Here is a 16434-nt window from a genome sequence, read left to right on the forward strand (position 1 = left end):
GAAGGACCGATATGATCCATGACATCCTGACGGCGATCCAGGCCGTCGCGACGATCCAGAACCTGCTGATCATGGCAGCGGGCATCTGGGGCGGCGTCATCGTCGGCGCCATTCCCGGCATGACCGGGACGATGGCCGTGACGCTGGCCCTGCCCTTCACCTTCTACATGGACCCGGTGCCCTCGATCCTGCTGCTGGTCGCGCTCTACAAGGGGTCGACATATGGGGGGTCGGTCTCGGCCATCCTGATCAAGACGCCGGGCACGGCATCGGCGGCCTGCACCGCGCTGGACGGCTATCCGCTGGCGCGGCAGGGCAAGGCCGGCAAGGCGCTGAACATGGCGCTATACTCCTCGGTCATCGGGGATTTCGTGTCGAACCTGTCGCTGATCTTCTTCGCCGCGCCGCTGGCGATGCTGGCGCTGAAGATCGGCCCGCCCGAGTTCTTCATGCTGATGCTGTTCGCGCTGACGACGGTGGCGGGCGTCTCGGGCAACTCTTTGCTGCTGGGGCTGGTCTCGGCGGCGTTCGGGCTGCTGCTGGCCACCGTGGGCGAGGACATGTACGGGTCCTTCCGCTTCGCCTTCACGCCCGACATGCAGGCGGGGCTTGCCATCGCGCCGGTGCTGATCGGCCTGTTCGCCCTGCCCGAGCTGATCAAGCTGATCGTCCTGCGCGCCGATACCCGCGAAGAGGCCGCCACCCTTGGCGCGCAGCATGTCACGCGGGCCGAGTTCATGGGCTCGCTCCGCTCGATCCTGAAGGGCTCGGCCATCGGGTCGGTGCTGGGGGCCATCCCGGGGATCGGGCCGTCGGCGGCGGCGTTCTTCTCCTATGGCGAGGCGCAGCGCAGCAGCCGCAACGGCGAGAATTTCGGCAACGGAGAGCTGGAGGGCATCGCCGCATCGGAATCCGCCAATAACGGCGCATGCGGCGCGACGATGATCCCGCTGCTGGCGCTTGGGGTGCCGGGCGATGTCATCACCGGCGTGATGCTGGGCGCCTTCATGATCCAGGGCCTGACGCCCGGACCGATGCTGTTCCAGACGAACCTGCACGAGATCTACATGCTGCTGATCGGCATGCTGGTATCGTCGGTGCTGCTGTTCTTCGCGGGCAAGGCGACGATGCGCATGTTCCAGCATGTCTCGCACATTCCGCAGACGCTGCTGACGCCGCTGGTCCTGCTGCTGTGCCTGTTCGGGATCTATGCCATCTCGTCCAGCATGTTCGACGTGGCGGTGCTTCTGGTCATGGGGCTGGTCGGCTTCGCGATGTTCCTGCTGAACATCCCCACCGCGCCCTTCCTGATCGCCTTCATCCTGGGCCCGACGCTGGAAGAGAACATGCGCCGCGCCATCGCAATCTCTCGCGGCGATCCGATGGTGCTGGTCTCGACGCCGATCACATGGGGCTTTGCCGCTCTGATCGTCTTCGTGATCGCCATCACCATCCGCCGCGAGATCCGCAAGAACAACGACAGAAAGGCCCTCGCATCATGAGCGCCCCCACCCAAGACCGAAGCAGCGATCTGGACCGGACGATCGGCCACCTGGCCGACCTGATCGGCTTCGACACGGTATCGCGCAACGGCAATCGCGACCTGATCGACCACATGGCAGCCTTTCTGGGGGCCCTGGGCGCACGGATCGCGATCCTGCCCGACGCGACCGGGCAGAAGGCGAACCTGGTCGCCAGCTTCGGCCCCGAGGATGCAGCCGGCATCGTCTGGTCGGGCCATACCGACGTCGTGCCCGCGAACGAGCCCGAATGGCAGGGCGATCCCTTCTCGGCGCGGGTCGCGGACGGGCGGCTTTACGGTCGGGGGGCCTGCGACATGAAGGGCTTCGCGGCCTGCGCGATGACCGTCGCGCCAAGGCTGGCGCAGGCCGAGCTGACCCGGCCCGTGCACCTGTGCTTCAGCCATGACGAAGAAGTCGGCTGCCTGGGCGCGCCCGCCATCGCGCGGCATCTTGCGGCGATGCCCGTGCCGCCGGAACTGGCCATCATCGGCGAACCCTCGATGATGCGGCTGGTGACCGGCCAGAAGGGCAAGATCGCGATGCGTGCACGGGTCACCGGCACTTCGGGGCATTCGTCCTTCGCGCCCCGGCATGTCAACGCCATCGAACATGCCGCCCGCGCCATCGACATGATCGCCGAACATGCGCGGGGATATGCCGAGAACGGGCCGTTCGACCACGACTTCACCGTGCCCCATGCCACCATGCTGGTCACCATGATCGAGGGCGGCGTCGCCACGAACATCACCCCCGAAAGCTGCAGCTTCACGTTCGAGCTGCGCTCGATCAGCGGGATGGATGCGGAAGGCGACATGGCGGGGCTTCTGGCCCGGATCGAGGAACGTGTCGGACGTCCGATGGCGCAGATGGCCGAAGGGGCGGGGATCGTCTTCGAACGGATCTTCGCCTATCCGGCCATGGGCGAGGCACGCGGCACCGATGCCTTCGCGCGCCATGCGGACCTGTTCCCCGAATGGGGCGGCAAGGTGTCCTTCGGGTCGGAAGGCGGCGTGTTCGAGACGCTTGGCGGGATCCCGTCGGTCATCGTCGGCCCCGGCTCGATCGACCAGGCGCACAAGCCGAACGAGTTCGTCGCGCTGGACCAGCTGGACCGGTGCAACGCGTTTCTGGACAGCATCATCGACAGGCTGTCGCGCGACGGATGACGGGTTCCGTGATCCCACTCACGGGAAAAAGGGACCGGCGCTACCCCGGCGCCGGTCCCTCATTTTTTCGCCACGGCCCGCAGGACGCGTTCCAGCCCGTCAAGGAACCGCGAGCGGTCGGCCTTGGTGAAGCCGCGCCCCCGCCCCTGCATGAAGGGATCGGCGGATCGCAGGTCGGTCATCAGGTCGCGCATGGCCAGCACGCTGCCGATATTGTTCGGGCCCAGCTCCTCGCCGTCATGGCGCAGGACGCGGGCGCCGGCCTCGACGCAGCGGGCGGCAAGGGGGATGTCGGCGGTCACCACCACGTCCCCCGGCCCCGCCTGTTCGGCGATCCACTTGTCGGCCTCGTCCGGGCCTTCGGGCACCACGACCATCCGCACCAGCGGGTTCTGAGATGGGCGGATGCCCCCGTTCGACACGACGACCATCTGGACGCGGTGGCGGGTGCCGACACGCTCGACCTCGGACTTGACGGGGCAGGCATCGGCATCGACGAAGATGGTCATGGGGCGCGGGCCTTCAGTTCTTGCTGTGGCCCGCCTTCTGCAACGGACGCCCCGCCGGGGCAAGCATCCGCCTGACCGCGCCCAGGATCGCCAGCCCCCAGATCAGCAGCACCGCCACCCCCAACGTGGCCGCGATGGGCCTGTCGAAGAACGCGCCCAGATCGCCGCCGGACTTGATCATCGAGGTCATGAACATCCTCTCGAACATGCCGCCCAGGACCAGGCCCAGGATGATCGGCGCGACGGGAAAGCCGTTCTCCTCCAGCAGCCAGCCCAGCACCCCGAGCGCAAGCATCACCACGATCCCGAAGACCGAATTGGTCATCGCGAACGCCCCCACGATGCAGAAGCTGAGAACCACGGGCAGCAGCACACGCGGCGGCACGCGCAGCACCTGTCGCGCGGCCTTGACCGCCACCCAGCCAAGCGGGACCATCATCAGCGTCGTCAGGATGAAGATCATGAACACCGCATAGATCAGCTGCGGGTTCTGGATGAACACGGTCGGGCCGGGGTTCATCCCCTTCATGTACAGCACGCCGATCACGATGGCCGTCACGCTGTCGCCGGGGATGCCGAAGACCAGCGCCGGGATCCACGCCCCGCCCACGGCCGAGTTGTTGGCGGCCGAGGCATCGACCAGCCCCTCGACATGGCCGGTGCCATAGGCTTCGGGCGTCTTCGAGAAACGCTTGGACACGGCATAGGACATCCAGGCCGCGATATCGGCCCCGGCCCCCGGCAGCGCGCCGATCAGCGCCCCCAGCAGCGATCCGCGCGCGATATTGCCCGGATGACGGCGGATGACGCCACCGACGCCCTTGAACAGCGCCCCGTCGCCGCGCGGCATGGCGGGGGGCCGGCTGCCGTGGTTCAGCCGGATCACGCCACGCATCACCTCGGCCAGCGCGAAAAGACCGATCATGGCGGGGATGAACTCGACCCCCGCCATCAGGTCCACCTGGCCCATGGTGAAGCGCGGCACCCCCGTCGTGGGGTCAAGCCCGACCGTCGCCATCGCCAGCCCGATCAGCAGCGCAACTCCCGCCTTCAGCGGGTCGGCCGAGGCGATGAAGATCGCGCAGGACAGGCCCAGTGCGGCCAGCCAGAAATATTCGTAGGAGGTGAAGCGCAGCGCGAACTCGGCCAGCATGGGGGCGGCGGCGATCAGCACGGCCACGCCGAACAGCCCGCCGATGCAGCTGACCAGCAGGTTCGTCCCAAGCGCGAGGTTCAGCTTGCCCTTCATCGCCAGCCGGTGACTGTCCTCGACATAGGCGGCCGAGGCGGGCGTGCCCGGAATGCGCAGCAGCGCGCCCGGAATGTCGCCCGCGAAGATCGCCATGCCGCTGGCCGACACGATCGCGGCCAGCGCGGGGATCGGGTCCATGAAGAAGGTCATGGGGACCAGCAGCGCTGTCGCCATCGTGGCGGTCAGCCCCGGCATGGCGCCGACGAACATGCCGAAGGTCCCGGCCAGCAGCGCCGTGATCAGCACGCGCGGATCGGCGACCAGCATCAGCGCCTGCAGAAGAATGTCGGTCATGGGCATCTCAGACGATCCCTTCCAGCAACCCGCGCGGCAGCGGCACGCGCAGCAGCACCGCGAACAGCCACCAGCACAGCGCCGTCGTCCCGACCGCCAGCCCCGCCGCCTTCAGAAGCGGCAGCCGCAGCACGAGGAACAGCACCAGAAGCCCCGCGACCGAGACCGGAAGATAGCCCAGATGCGGTCCCAGCAGCACCTGCGCCAGCACGTTGCCCAGCACGGCGGCCATCGCGGCCCAGCCCGCGGGACGCCGCAATTCGTCCGCGAAGGCCACGATCGGCCCGCCCGCCAGCCTGCGCGCGGCGATGTCGCGCAGGACCAGCAGCGCGCCGCCGATCACGAAGCCCGCGGCCAGAATGCGCGGCAGCAGCGCCGCCCCGTAGGGCTGGCCCGCGAACACGGGAAATTGCGCCGCCTGCCACAGCATGAACAGCCCCAGCAGGATCAGCGCCACCCCCGACAGCGCGTCGGTGAGTTTCATGTCGTCCCCCTCGTTGGGTGAAATGGGGCGGGCATTGCGCCCGCCCTTCGGCTCAGCCCTGGATCAGGCCGGCGGCGGTCATGGCATCCGCCATCTGCGCGTCGGCATCCTGCATCATCTGCCCATGGGCCTCGGGCTCCAGATAGGATATGTTGAAGCCGCGGCTGGCCATGAACTCGGTGAACTCGGGATCGACCGCGATCTCGGAGAGGGCGGTGGCGATGGTGGACCCGATCTCGGGGGGCAGGTCGCGGGGACCCGCGATGCCGCGCCATGTGGCCAGCGCGAAGTTGCTGCCGCCGCCCTCGGTCAGGGTGGGCAGGTCGGGATGGCTGGACGCACGCTCGGTGCTCATCAATGCCAGGTTCACGGCGCGGCCCGCATCGACCATCGCCTTGGTTTCCGCCAGCGACACCGTCACGATGTCGATCCCGCCCGCGATCAGGTCCTGCATCGCCGGGGCCGAGCCTTCGGACGGCACCCAGGTCACGTGATCGGCGGCAAGGCCCAGGCTTTTCAGCCAGCCGACCAGCGCCAGGTGCCAGATGCCCCCCTGACCCGTGCCGGACGCCTTGAAGGTGCCGGGCTCGGACGCCTTCACCGCCTCGGTCAGGGCGCCGATATCGGCAAAGCCCGCATCGCTGGACACGGTGACCGCCGGGCTGTCGGCGTTCATCAGCCCAAGCGGCGTGTAATCCGCCGAGGTAAGCTCGGTCAGGCCCATGTGGTGCATCATCGCGATCTCGACCGTGACGACGCCCAAAGTATAGCCGTCCGCCGGAGCGGTCGCGATGGCCGAATGGCCGACCACGCCCGCGCCGCCCGTGCGGTTCACGACGTTGACGGGCTGGCCCAGCTTGCGTTCCAGCAGCGCCGAGATCATGCGCGCGGTCGCATCGGTGCCGCCGCCCGCGCCCCAGGGCACGATCATGGTCAGCGGGCGCGACGGGTAATCCGCGGCCCATGCCAGTTGCGGCAGCAGGCTTGCACCCGCAAGCGCCGCGGCACCCCGCAGCAGTCCGCGGCGGGTCGAATTGGTGAAGTCGGTCATCGTTTCCTCCCAGATGATGACGCCCGGAACCGGGCACTGGCCGGGCATGCAGCCTGGCCGATCCTCCTCGGGGACAATTGGTAACCGCGATGCCCAAATCGGTCAATAGTTGTAAAATCTGTCCGAAGCGGATAATCGTCCTCGCAGACCGGGACGGAGGAACCGAATGCAGCCGATGGACGTGGCGATCGTGGGTGCGGGCGCAATCAGCGAATTCCACCTGAAGGGATGGCAGGCGCAGGGAAACGTGCGCCTTGTCGCGATCTGCGACCCCGACCGCGACCGCGCGGCGGCGCAGGCCGACAGGTTCGGCATCGCGCAGGTTTTCGACGACATGGACGACATGCTGGCCCGGGTCCGGGCGGATGCGGTCGACATCATCACCCCCGTCGGCACCCATGCCGACCTTGTCCGCAAGGCCGCCGATGCGGGCCTTCACGTCATGTGCCAGAAGCCCATGACCCCCACCGTCGCCGAGGCCGAGGCGCTGATCGCCGATATCGGGGACCGCGTGCGCTTCATGGTCCACGAGAATTACCGCTTCCGCCCGCATTACGCCGAACTGGCCCGCCGCGTGGCCGATGGGCAGGTCGGCCGGCTGCGCCACGCGCGGCTGACGGTCCGGTCCTCGTCGCTGCTGGATTACGCGGGGCGGACGCCCTTCCTTCTGGGGCGCCAACCCTATCTGGCGAAGTTCCCGCGCCTGCTGGTCTTCGAGGTGCTGATCCACCATCTGGACGCGCTGCGGGCGATCATCGGCGAGATGCGGGTCGTCTCGGCGCGGCTGGACCGCATGAACCCCGCGCTGAGCGGCGAGGACGTGGCGCTGATCCAGCTGGAATCCGACACGGGCGCGCTGATCCAGATCGACGCCAACATCTCGGCCCCCGGGCATCCGCCGCTGCCGACCGACCGGCTGGAACTGCTGGGCGAGACCGATACGCTGATCTACGACCGCGACCGGATCACGCTGCTGTCCGACCCCGAGAACCCGTCGCTGCACGACCTGACCGCGAATTACCAGGCCTGCTTCACCGGCGCGGTGACCGATTTCGTCGAGGGCATCCGGCAGTCGCGGCCCTTCCGCACCGACCGGCTGGACAACCTGCGCACGCTGCGTCTGATGGAATCCGTCTATCGCGCGGCGGGCGTCCCGATCGAAGGGGCGCCATGACCGAAGCCCCCTCGCTTGCCGATCAGGTCTATGACCGGCTGCTGCAACGCATCATGTCGGACGAGTTTCCGCTGAACGGACGCCTCCCCTCGGAACAGAGCCTGTCCGCCAGCTTCGGCGTGTCGCGCCCCGTGCTGCGCGACGCGCTTGCCCGCCTGCGCGACGACGGGATCGTCACCGCAAGGCGCGGGTCCGGCAACTATGTCACCCGCAGGCCCGATCCGCGTGTGGGCGACCTGGTGCCGCTCGGGTCCATCACGGACATCCAGCGCTGCTACGAGTTCCGCGTGGACCTGGAGGGGGCCGCGGCGGGCTGGGCCGCGTTGCGGCGCGACGATGCCGACCTGGCCGTGCTGGAACGCGCCTACGAGGCGCTGGACAGGACCTATGTCCAGCAGATCGTCGGGGTCGATGCGGACCAGGCACTGCACATGGCCATCGCGAAGGCCGCGAAGAACCCGTTCTATCCCGCCGTGATCGCGCAGCTGACCGCCCAGATCCAGTTCGGGATGACGCTGTCGCGGTCGCTGACGCTGCTGGACGTTCCCGAACGGCAGGCGCTGGTGCAATCGGAACATCGCGCGGTCATCGACGCGATCCGCGCGCAGGATGCCGCCGCCGCGACGCAGGCGATGCGCCATCACATCACCGCCGCACGCGACCGCATGTTCGAGGGTCAGACCTGAGCCTGCCATTTCCACGATTGCAGCGAAGGGCGGGCTGCGCTTAACCTTCGGCCCGAACACGGGAAGGGGGAAATCATGACCGGAAACACCAGGGGCTTCGACACGCTGGCCGTCCATGCAGGGGCCGAGCCGGACCCCGCGACGGGCGCGCGGCAGGTGCCGATCTACCAGTCCACGTCCTATGTCTTTCGCGATGCGGAACATGCGGCGCGGCTCTTCAACCTCGAAGAGGTGGGCTATATCTACTCTCGCCTGACCAACCCGACGGTCAGTGCGCTGGCCGCGCGGGTCGCCGCGCTGGAGGGGGCCGCGGGCGGGATCGGCTGCTCGTCGGGCCATGCCGCGCAGATCATGGCGCTGTTCCCGCTGATGGGGCCGGGGCGGAACGTGGTCTCGTCGTCGCGGCTCTATGGCGGGACGATCACGCAGTTCAGCCAGACGATCCGCCGCTTCGGCTGGTCGGCCAAGTTCGTCGATACCGACGATCTGGACGCCGTCCGCGCCGCCATCGACGAGGACACGCGCGCCCTGTTCTGCGAGACGATCGCCAATCCCGGCGGCTATGTCACCGATCTGGACGCGATGGCCGCCATCGCGGACGAGGCGGGCATCCCGCTGATCGTGGACAACACCACGGCGACGCCGTACCTCTGCCGTCCGATCGACCACGGCGCGACGCTGGTGGTGCATTCGGCGACGAAATACATGACCGGCAACGGCACCGTCACCGGCGGCATCGTGGTGGACAGCGGCAAGTTCGACTGGTCGGCCTCGGACAAGTTCCCGTCGCTGTCGCAGCCGGAACCGGCCTATCACGGGCTGAACTTCCACGGCGCGTTGGGGCCGATGGCCTTCACCTTCCATTCCATCGCGGTGGGCCTGCGCGACCTGGGCATGACGATGAACCCGCAGGGCGCGCATTACACGCTGATGGGGATCGAGACGCTTGGCCTGCGGATGGAACGCCATGTGGCGAACGCCAAGGCCGTCGCGGAATGGCTGGAAAAGGACCCCCGGATCGAGGGCGTGACTTATGCGGGCCTCGCCTCGTCGCCTTGGGCCGAGCGTGCGCAGCGGATCGTGCCCAAGGGCGCGGGTGCGCTGTTCACGGTGGCGGTCAAGGGCGGCTATGACGCCTGCGTCAAGCTGGTCGACAGCCTCGAGCTGTTCAGCCATGTCGCCAATCTTGGCGACACGCGCAGCCTGATCATCCACCCCGCCTCGACCACGCACCGCCAGCTCGAGGAAGATCAGCAGATCGCCGCAGGGGCCGCGCCGAACGTGGTGCGCATCTCGATCGGGATCGAGAACGTGGAGGACATCATCGCGGATCTGGACCAGGGTCTGACCAAGGCCACCGCCTGATGCAAAACGCCCCCGGCCGTCACGGTCGGGGGCGTCCTTCGTTCAAAGGGGACCGGCTCAGGCAGCCTTGGGCGGCAGGAACACGGCCTTCGCGTTCACGAATTCATGCATGCCGAAGCCGCCATGCTCACGGCCATAGCCGGAATTCTTGACGCCGCCGAAGGGCATGTTCGGATCGGCCGCCCCGAACGAGTTGATGCGCACCATGCCCGTGTCGAAATGCTTGCGGGCAAGGCGCACGGCCTTCTCCTCGTCCTGCGAGAAGATGCCCCCGCCAAGGCCATAGCGGCTGTCATTGGCGATGCGCATCGCGTCCTCGTCGTCCTTGGCGCGGATGACTGCGGCGATGGGGCCGAAGATCTCGTCGTCATAGGCGGGCATGCCGGGCTTCACGTCGCCCAGAACCGTCGCCGGATAGAAGGCGCCCGGACCTTCGGGCTTCTTGCCGCCACAAAGGATTTTCGCGCCGTTCTTCACGCTGTCCTGCAACTGGTCGTGGATCGTGTCGCGCTGATCGACGCTGCTCAGCGGGCCAAGCTGGGTGTCGTCATCGCTCGGGTCGCCGACCTTGATCTTGTCCATCTGTTCGACGAAAGCCGCGACGAACCGGTCATAGACCTTGTCGGTGACGATGAAGCGCTTGGCGTTCACGCAGGTCTGGCCGTTATTGTACAGCCGCCCCATGACCGAGGTCTTGACCGCAAGGTCGATATCCGCGTCTTCCAGCACCAGGTAGGCGTCGTTCGAGCCCAGCTCCAGCACCGATTTCTTCAGCGCCGAGGCCGCCTTCTCGCCGATATGCTGGCCGGCCTTGTCCGAGCCGGTCATGGTGACGCCGCGCACCATGTCATGCGCGATGATCTTGTCGGACACGTCATGGCCGATCAGCACGACGCCGAACAGGCCCTTGGGCAGGCCGGCTTCCTCGCACAGCTCGCGCAGGCGCAGCCCGCTGCCGGTGCAGATCGAGGCATGTTTCAGCACGCAGCCATTGCCCGCCATCAGCGCCGCCGCCAGCACGCGCACGGGCTGGTACAGCGGGAAGTTCCAAGGCTGCACCGAATAGATCACGCCGATCGGCTGATAGGTGACGATCCCGCGGTTGCCGTCGCCATAGGTCCGTTCCTCGTCGGCCAGCGCCTTCGGGCCCTGCTCGGCGGTGTATTCGAAGATCGCGGCGCAGATCTCGACCTCTTGCCGCGCGTCGTCCAGCAGCTTGCCGACCTCGTCGGTCATCAGGCGGGCCAGCTCTTCCTTGTTCTCGCGCAGCTTGGCGGCGATGTCCTTCAGGAACGGCGCGCGTTCCTCGTGGGTCTTCTGCGACCAGTCCAGAAAGGCATCGTGGCTTGCCTCGACGACATCGAAGGCCTGCGCCTCGGACATCTTGTCATAGGATTTGATTTCCTTGCCGGTGGTCGGATTGACGGTGGTGATCGTCGACATGGATGTCTCCTTTCGTGCTGCACCAAGAACGACGATTTCCCCGGCCCCGTTCCTGCCCGCGCCCCGCACGATTTATTGAGCGGCCTTCGGGAACCCGACCTGCACGTCCTGCAAAATCCGCTTTACCCTGCGGCAGCGCTGCGCCATTCAGGCGTCACGCCACAAGATCACGAGGTTCCCTATGTCCATGCAGCGCATCGCACTCATCCCCGGTGACGGCATCGGCGTCCCGGTCACGCAGGCGGCCATGCGCGTCGTCGCGGCCAGCGGCGCATCGGTCGAGACGCAGACCTTCCCCTGGTCCTGCGACTACTACCTGGAACATGGGCACATGATGCCCGCCGACGGGATCGAGACGCTGCGCGGCTTCGACGCGATCTTCCTCGGCGCGGTCGGCTGGCCCGCGCGCGTGCCCGACAGCGTGTCGCTGCACGGGCTGCTGCTGCCGATCCGCAAGGCCTTCGTGCAATATGCCAATATCCGCCCGCACCGCCTGCTGCCCGGCGTCGAGGGCCCGCTGCGCAAGACCGGCTTCGACATCCTGTGCATCCGCGAGAATACCGAGGGCGAGTATTCCGGCGCGGGCGGCCGCGTCCACCAGGGCACCGATGACGAGGTCGCGGTCGAGACCTCGATCTTCACGCGCACCGGGGTGGAGCGCATCCTGCGCTTCGCGTTCGAGCAGGCGATGACCCGCCGCCGCAAGCTGGCATCGGTGACGAAATCCAACGCGCAGCGCCACAGCATGGTCTTCTGGGACGAGATGACCGACAGGCTGGCCGCCGAATATCCCGAGGTCGAGGTCGGCCGCTATCATATCGACGCGATGTGCGCGCGGATGGTGATGGATCCCGACAGCCTTGACGTGGTGGTCGCCTCGAACCTGTTCGGCGACATCCTGACCGACCTGGGCGCGGCGATCCAGGGGGGCCTGGGCTTCGCGGCATCGGCCAATATCAACCCCGACCGCAGCGCGCCCTCGATGTTCGAGCCCGTCCACGGATCGGCCCCCGACATCGCGGACAAGGGGATCGCCAACCCGATGGCGGCCTTCTGGTCGGCGGCGATGATGCTGGACCACCTGGGCCAGTCCGAACCCGCCGCCCGCATCATGGCCGCGATGGAGGCCGCGACCGCGCAGGGCATCGGCACCGTGCCGGGCCGCGACACGACCGACGCGATCACCGATGCGGTGCTGGGCCATCTGGGCTGAAACTGTCGCGGGACATTCACGGTCCCGCCACCCGCCTGTCATCCGGCGAAATTAGGAGCCGTGGTCAGACACTTGACCAAAGGTATCCGATGACCCGCACCATCCTTGCAGCCCTTCTGGCCACCACCGCCGCCGCCCATGCAGACGCCCCCCGCTTCGAGGCGGTGCTGAAAGGCCACGCCATCCTGCCCGCCGACACGCTTCTGGACGCCCCCGAGGATGCGCCGGCATCGCTGCGCGCCTCGGGGCGCTTCACCGGCAAGGGCAACCGCCGCGACCTGTCGGAACCGGGTGACGGCCCCGCGATGCCGCTGGCGGGCCAGCCGCTGCAGGGCTTTTCCGGCATCAAGGCCGTGGGCGACGGCAGCTATGTCGTGTTGACCGACAACGGCTTCGGGACCAAGCGCAACTCGCCCGACGCGATGCTGTTCTTCTCGGTCGTGACGCCCGATTTCGACGCGGGCACGGTCGCGGTCGATCGCACGGTGTTCCTGAACGACCCCGATCGCGTGATCCCCTTCCCCATCGTGACCGAGGCCACCGACACGCGCTATCTGACGGGCGCGGATCTGGACCTCGAAGGGTTCCAGCTGGTGGGCGACCACATCGTCATCGGCGAGGAATTCGGCCCCTTCGTCATCGTGGCTGACCGCGAGACCGGCCGCATCGTCGAGTTTCACGAGACGGTCGTGGACGGCCGCACCGTGATGTCGCCCGACAACCCCTTCATCCAGCTGCCCGATCCTGGCGCGGATGCGCCCGAATACGACGCCAAGCGGTCGCGCGGGTTCGAGGGGTTCGCGGGTTCGGTGGACGGGCAGCTGCTCTATCCGATGCTGGAAGGGCCGCTGTGGCGCGACGGCGCGTGGGAAACGGTCGAGGATGGCCGCACCGCGCTGCGCATCCTGGAAATGAAGGCCGACAGCCGCGAATGGACCGGGAATTCCTGGCTCTATCCGCTCGAGGCGGATAACCACGCCATCGGCGATTTCAACATGATCGACGAGACCCGCGGCCTGGTGATCGAACGCGACGGCGGTCAGGGCGACGCCGAACTGGCCTGCGAGGGCGAGGCGACCGAAGGCTGCTTCGACAATCCCGCCCGCTTCAAGCGCGTCTACATGATCGACATGGCGGGCGTGGGGGCAGGCGAGCCGGTCCACAAGGTCGCCCATATCGACCTGCTGGACATGGCGGATCCCGATGGCATCGCCCGCCAGGGCAAGCGCGATGACGGGCGCTTCGCCTTCCCCTTCGTCACGATCGAGGACGTAGACATCGTCGATGACAGCCACATCATCGTGGGCAACGACAACAACTATCCCTTCTCGATGGGGCGGGACATGAACACGCAGGACGACAACGAGCTGATCCTGCTGGAGGTCCCTGACTTCCTGAAGGCGCGGGCCGAATAAGGCCCGCGCCCAGGGGGGTCGTCACGCGGTGACGGCCCCGACATGGCGATCGGCGCGGCCCGACAGGCGGACCAGCACGATGCCACCGGCCACGATCGCCGCGCCGATGAAGGGTGCGGCGGTCAGCCCCATCCCCTGCACGACCATCCCGCCGATCCATGCCCCAAGCGCGATCCCCAGGTTGAAAGCGCCGATGTTCAGCCCCGAGGCGACATCGACCGCGTCCGGGCTGACCTCCCGGGCGATCTGCACGACATAGGATTGCAGCGGCGGCACGTTGGCGAAGGCGAAGCCGCCCCACAGGGCCACGACCGCGATGGCCGCCACGGGCGAGGGCAGCGCCACGCCAAGCGCCGCCAGCATCACGGCCAGACCGCCGAAGATCACGGTCAGCGCGGGCACCGGACCCATCCGGTCGGCCAGCTTGCCGCCGATGATGTTGCCCGCGGCGACCGACGCGCCATAGACCAGGATCACGATGCTGACCGCCCCTGCGCCAAGGCCCGTCACCTCGTTCAGCATCGGCGCAAGATAGGTGAAGGCCACGAAGTTGCCGCCATAGCCGACAGCCGTGATCGCATAGACCAACAGCAGCCGCCCCGAGGTCAGCACCCGCGCCTGCGCCCGCAGGCCCGGCGCGCTGGCCTGGCGCAGGTTCGACGGAACCAGCACCGCCGACGCGATCAGCCCAACGATGCCAAGCGCCACGACGCCCAGGAAGGTCGATTGCCAGCCGAATGCCTGCCCGATCCAGGTCCCGAGCGGGACGCCCGTGACCAGCGCGACGGTCAGGCCCAGGAACACCAGCGCGATGGCCGAGCTTTCACGCTCGCGGTCTACGAGGTCGGTCGCGATGGTCGAGGCGATGGCGAAGAACACGCCATGGGCAAGCCCCGTGGCAAAGCGCGCGGCGATCAGCGCCTCGTAGGACGGGGCGAAGGCCGCGAAGGCATTGCCCGCGATGAACAGGACCAGCAGCGACAGCAGCAGCCGCTTGCGCGGCATCCGTCCCGCCAGCGCGGTCAGGACGGGCGCCCCGATCGTCACGCCAAGCGCGTACAGGCTGACCAGCAACCCCGCCGAAGGCAGCGAGACGCCAAGATCGGCGGCGATGGTGGGGATCAGGCCGACGATCACGAATTCCGTGGTGCCGACGGCGAAGGCGCTGATGGTCAGCGCCCAAAGGGCAAGAGGCATTGGATCACTCCATCCGTTCGAATTGACTGGCGAACAGATGGACGCGCGGGCGCTTTGCGTGAACCGACAGTTGTGGAAAGGGTCGTTGCGCGGGGCGCACGAATAAGGAAGGGCCGCCCGCGATGGGCGGCCCGTTCCGGTCTCAGGCCAGTTCCGATGTCAGGCCAGCTCGGCCCGCAGCACCTTCTCGATCTGGTCCAGCGGGTGGTTGGTCAGGGTCTTCGGAACCTCGCCCACCACGCGGGATGCGACCTCCTTGTGCATCTTGTCGCGCAGCTCGGCCAGAACCTTGGGCGCGGCGATCAGCACGATCCGGTCGAAACGGCCCTTGTGGGCGCGTTCGTACAGCATCTCGGCCAGGTGGTCGGCGAAGCGCTCCTTGGCAAGCTGGTGCCAGTCGGTATCCTCGTAGGCCGACCGGCCCGAGCCGACGCTCTGATGCTGGCGTCCGGGGCGGTTGGCGGATTGCTCGCGGTCCGAGGGGTTGTCCTGCTTCTCCTCGTCGTGGATGCGCAGGTCCAGCAGATCCTGGTCGCCGTGATTGACAAGGAACAGCGCCTTCTCGCCATCCGCGATCAGGACCCAGGTGCCATTGGTCAGGTTATCAAGCGACATCAGCGGTTCTCCTCGCCCAGGTTCGAGGTCCCGGGCTTTTCCTCGTCGGCCTTGTGGGGGCGGGTGGTGCCCGCAGGCTTCTCGGCGGTGCGCTTCATCTCGTCCTCGGTGCCGATGGCGCGGGCCAGGTTGCCGCCCTCGCGCCCGCCATGCGCCGGAGCGCCTGCCGGATCGTCACCCAGGATACGGTCGGTATCGCGGCTGCCGTCCTTGGACTGAATTCGTTCTGCCATGATGTCCTCCGCAGTCGTTGTGCAGGGGACCAACACGGGCGTTCGGGCGGCAGTTCCGTTCCGCCTCAGGACAGGTAGTTCCGGGCGACCGCGATGGCGACGGCCTGCGTGCGCGTCTTGGCCCCCAGCTTGCTGCAGGCCTTCAGCGCACGCTGCTTGACGGTCGATTCCGCGATCCCGAGGCTTTCGGCAGTGTCCGATTGGCCAAGCCCGTCGCGGAAGCAGCGCAGCACCTCAAGCTCTCCTGCGGTCAGGGCGGCGCGGTTCGTGACCAGGTCCGTCCACAGCGTGAAGCGCGCCTGCGCCATCGAGATCTCGTCATCGGTGAATTCGCGGTCGGGATGGGACAGGGTCAGGAACGACCGCTTGCCCGCCACCTTGCGAGAGATCGCGACGCCATAGTTCAGCCGGAAGGACCGCGCCGCGTTCATCACCCCGCGAAGGTCGGGAATCCGCACCTCGGACCAGCGCGCGGAACCGTCATGGGTCATCGTCCACATGGCGATGGGATCCCCGAAGAAATAGTTGCGATCCTCGTAGATGCGCCGCCACGCGTCGGGATAGGCGTTATGCAGGTGTTCCGGCCCCCGATAGGTCAGGTTGAACCCCATGATCCAGCCCGTGGGTGCCAGCTCGTGCATGCGGGCGATCTCTTCGTCGAAATTCGGGATCAGGTCGTGCAGCATGGGCCCTCGGCTATGGTTAACCATAGCATATGTCTTTTCGGACATACTGAAAAGGCAACCTAATCGGTTTTCACGCGACTTTCACGCCTGGTGGTACCATCCATTTCGGATCGTCCATCCAAAAGGAG

The 16434-nt window shown here is 67.3% G+C and carries 16 protein-coding genes; 7 read left to right on the forward strand and 9 right to left on the reverse strand.

Annotated features, from left to right (window positions below; genetic code table 11):
* Nucleotides 1-11: 11 nt before the first annotated feature.
* Together F804_RS0102510 and argE are read left to right on the forward strand one after the other, a co-directional pair.
* A complete protein-coding gene (locus F804_RS0102510) occupies nucleotides 12-1502 on the forward strand; it encodes a tripartite tricarboxylate transporter permease (RefSeq protein WP_022706170.1) in 1491 nt (496 codons plus the stop codon).
* Nucleotides 1499-2689: an acetylornithine deacetylase gene (gene argE, locus F804_RS0102515; RefSeq protein WP_022706171.1), complete on the forward strand. Its 1191-nt coding sequence runs from the start codon at nucleotides 1499-1501 to the stop codon at nucleotides 2687-2689. The genes F804_RS0102510 and argE overlap by 4 nt, the downstream gene beginning before the upstream one ends.
* Before the next feature lie 59 nt (nucleotides 2690-2748).
* On the opposite strand, the gene F804_RS0102520 is transcribed toward argE, so the two are convergent.
* Genes F804_RS0102520 through F804_RS0102535 form a run of 4 tightly spaced genes read right to left on the reverse strand, consistent with a single transcriptional unit; the run spans nucleotide 2749 to nucleotide 6327 of the window.
* A complete protein-coding gene (locus F804_RS0102520) occupies nucleotides 2749-3198 on the reverse strand; it encodes a YaiI/YqxD family protein (protein ID WP_022706172.1) in 450 nt (149 codons plus the stop codon).
* Nucleotides 3199-3211: 13 nt separating this feature from the next.
* Nucleotides 3212-4744 (reverse strand): tripartite tricarboxylate transporter permease, encoded by a 1533-nt coding sequence (locus F804_RS0102525; RefSeq protein WP_028725531.1) that lies wholly within the window; start codon nucleotides 4742-4744, stop codon nucleotides 3212-3214.
* Nucleotides 4745-4751: 7 nt separating this feature from the next.
* On the reverse strand, nucleotides 4752-5228 hold the full coding sequence (locus F804_RS0102530) for a tripartite tricarboxylate transporter TctB family protein (protein ID WP_022706174.1): 477 nt from the start codon (nucleotides 5226-5228) through the stop codon (nucleotides 4752-4754).
* Nucleotides 5229-5280: 52 nt separating this feature from the next.
* Entirely contained in the window at nucleotides 5281-6327 is a 1047-nt protein-coding gene (locus tag F804_RS0102535; RefSeq protein WP_022706175.1) for a tripartite tricarboxylate transporter substrate binding protein, read from the reverse strand.
* A 118-nt stretch (nucleotides 6328-6445) separates the two neighbouring features.
* Here F804_RS0102535 and F804_RS15415 point away from each other — a divergent pair, with 118 nt between their 5' ends.
* From F804_RS15415 to F804_RS0102550, 3 genes are all read left to right on the forward strand, one after another.
* Nucleotides 6446-7453 (forward strand): Gfo/Idh/MocA family protein, encoded by a 1008-nt coding sequence (locus F804_RS15415; protein WP_022706176.1) that lies wholly within the window; start codon nucleotides 6446-6448, stop codon nucleotides 7451-7453.
* A complete protein-coding gene (locus F804_RS0102545; protein WP_022706177.1) occupies nucleotides 7450-8139 on the forward strand; it encodes a FadR/GntR family transcriptional regulator in 690 nt (229 codons plus the stop codon). The genes F804_RS15415 and F804_RS0102545 overlap by 4 nt, the downstream gene beginning before the upstream one ends.
* 75 nt (nucleotides 8140-8214) lie before the next feature.
* Nucleotides 8215-9504, forward strand: a complete 1290-nt coding sequence (locus F804_RS0102550; RefSeq protein ID WP_022706178.1) for an O-acetylhomoserine aminocarboxypropyltransferase/cysteine synthase family protein — start codon at nucleotides 8215-8217, stop codon at nucleotides 9502-9504.
* Nucleotides 9505-9561: 57 nt separating this feature from the next.
* Here the strand turns inward: F804_RS0102550 and F804_RS0102555 are convergent, their stop codons facing one another.
* The gene (locus F804_RS0102555) at nucleotides 9562-10947 is read right to left on the reverse strand and encodes an NAD-dependent succinate-semialdehyde dehydrogenase (RefSeq protein ID WP_022706179.1); all 1386 of its coding nucleotides are present in this window, start codon (nucleotides 10945-10947) and stop codon (nucleotides 9562-9564) included.
* A 181-nt stretch (nucleotides 10948-11128) separates the two neighbouring features.
* Here F804_RS0102555 and F804_RS0102560 point away from each other — a divergent pair, with 181 nt between their 5' ends.
* Both F804_RS0102560 and F804_RS0102565 read left to right on the forward strand, forming a co-directional pair.
* Entirely contained in the window at nucleotides 11129-12160 is a 1032-nt protein-coding gene (locus F804_RS0102560; protein WP_022706180.1) for a tartrate dehydrogenase, read from the forward strand.
* Nucleotides 12161-12249: 89 nt separating this feature from the next.
* Nucleotides 12250-13575, forward strand: a complete 1326-nt coding sequence (locus F804_RS0102565; protein ID WP_022706181.1) for an esterase-like activity of phytase family protein — start codon at nucleotides 12250-12252, stop codon at nucleotides 13573-13575.
* A 21-nt stretch (nucleotides 13576-13596) separates the two neighbouring features.
* On the opposite strand, the gene F804_RS0102570 is transcribed toward F804_RS0102565, so the two are convergent.
* The 4 genes from F804_RS0102570 to F804_RS15420 form a co-directional block, all read right to left on the reverse strand.
* The gene (locus tag F804_RS0102570) at nucleotides 13597-14772 is read right to left on the reverse strand and encodes an MFS transporter (RefSeq protein ID WP_022706182.1); all 1176 of its coding nucleotides are present in this window, start codon (nucleotides 14770-14772) and stop codon (nucleotides 13597-13599) included.
* Nucleotides 14773-14931: 159 nt separating this feature from the next.
* Nucleotides 14932-15387 carry a host attachment family protein gene (locus F804_RS0102575; RefSeq protein WP_022706183.1) on the reverse strand — a complete coding sequence of 152 codons (456 nt, stop codon included), beginning with the start codon at nucleotides 15385-15387 and terminating at the stop codon, nucleotides 14932-14934.
* Entirely contained in the window at nucleotides 15387-15620 is a 234-nt protein-coding gene (locus tag F804_RS0102580) for a hypothetical protein (RefSeq protein ID WP_022706184.1), read from the reverse strand. Before F804_RS0102580 ends, F804_RS0102575 begins: the two co-directional genes overlap by 1 nt.
* A gap of 65 nt (nucleotides 15621-15685) precedes the next feature.
* Nucleotides 15686-16306, reverse strand: coding sequence for a helix-turn-helix transcriptional regulator (locus tag F804_RS15420; protein ID WP_022706185.1), 621 nt, complete (start codon nucleotides 16304-16306; stop codon nucleotides 15686-15688).
* Nucleotides 16307-16434: the final 128 nt, after the last annotated feature.

Source organism: Paracoccus zeaxanthinifaciens ATCC 21588, assembly GCF_000420145.1.
GTDB lineage: Bacteria > Pseudomonadota > Alphaproteobacteria > Rhodobacterales > Rhodobacteraceae > Paracoccus > Paracoccus zeaxanthinifaciens.

Coding starts and splice junctions, on each gene's coding strand:
- F804_RS0102575 (WP_022706183.1), bottom strand. CDS start 15,387: ATGTCGCTTGATAACCTGACCAATGGCACCTGGGTCCTGATCGCGGAT.
- F804_RS0102580 (WP_022706184.1), bottom strand. CDS start 15,620: ATGGCAGAACGAATTCAGTCCAAGGACGGCAGCCGCGATACCGACCGT.
- F804_RS15415 (WP_022706176.1), top strand. CDS start 6,446: ATGCAGCCGATGGACGTGGCGATCGTGGGTGCGGGCGCAATCAGCGAA.
- F804_RS0102570 (WP_022706182.1), bottom strand. CDS start 14,772: ATGCCTCTTGCCCTTTGGGCGCTGACCATCAGCGCCTTCGCCGTCGGC.
- F804_RS0102545 (WP_022706177.1), top strand. CDS start 7,450: ATGACCGAAGCCCCCTCGCTTGCCGATCAGGTCTATGACCGGCTGCTG.
- F804_RS0102560 (WP_022706180.1), top strand. CDS start 11,129: ATGTCCATGCAGCGCATCGCACTCATCCCCGGTGACGGCATCGGCGTC.
- argE (WP_022706171.1), top strand. CDS start 1,499: ATGAGCGCCCCCACCCAAGACCGAAGCAGCGATCTGGACCGGACGATC.
- F804_RS0102530 (WP_022706174.1), bottom strand. CDS start 5,228: ATGAAACTCACCGACGCGCTGTCGGGGGTGGCGCTGATCCTGCTGGGG.
- F804_RS0102565 (WP_022706181.1), top strand. CDS start 12,250: ATGACCCGCACCATCCTTGCAGCCCTTCTGGCCACCACCGCCGCCGCC.
- F804_RS0102520 (WP_022706172.1), bottom strand. CDS start 3,198: ATGACCATCTTCGTCGATGCCGATGCCTGCCCCGTCAAGTCCGAGGTC.
- F804_RS15420 (WP_022706185.1), bottom strand. CDS start 16,306: ATGCTGCACGACCTGATCCCGAATTTCGACGAAGAGATCGCCCGCATG.
- F804_RS0102555 (WP_022706179.1), bottom strand. CDS start 10,947: ATGTCGACGATCACCACCGTCAATCCGACCACCGGCAAGGAAATCAAA.
- F804_RS0102510 (WP_022706170.1), top strand. CDS start 12: ATGATCCATGACATCCTGACGGCGATCCAGGCCGTCGCGACGATCCAG.
- F804_RS0102535 (WP_022706175.1), bottom strand. CDS start 6,327: ATGCCCGGCCAGTGCCCGGTTCCGGGCGTCATCATCTGGGAGGAAACG.
- F804_RS0102525 (WP_028725531.1), bottom strand. CDS start 4,744: ATGACCGACATTCTTCTGCAGGCGCTGATGCTGGTCGCCGATCCGCGC.
- F804_RS0102550 (WP_022706178.1), top strand. CDS start 8,215: ATGACCGGAAACACCAGGGGCTTCGACACGCTGGCCGTCCATGCAGGG.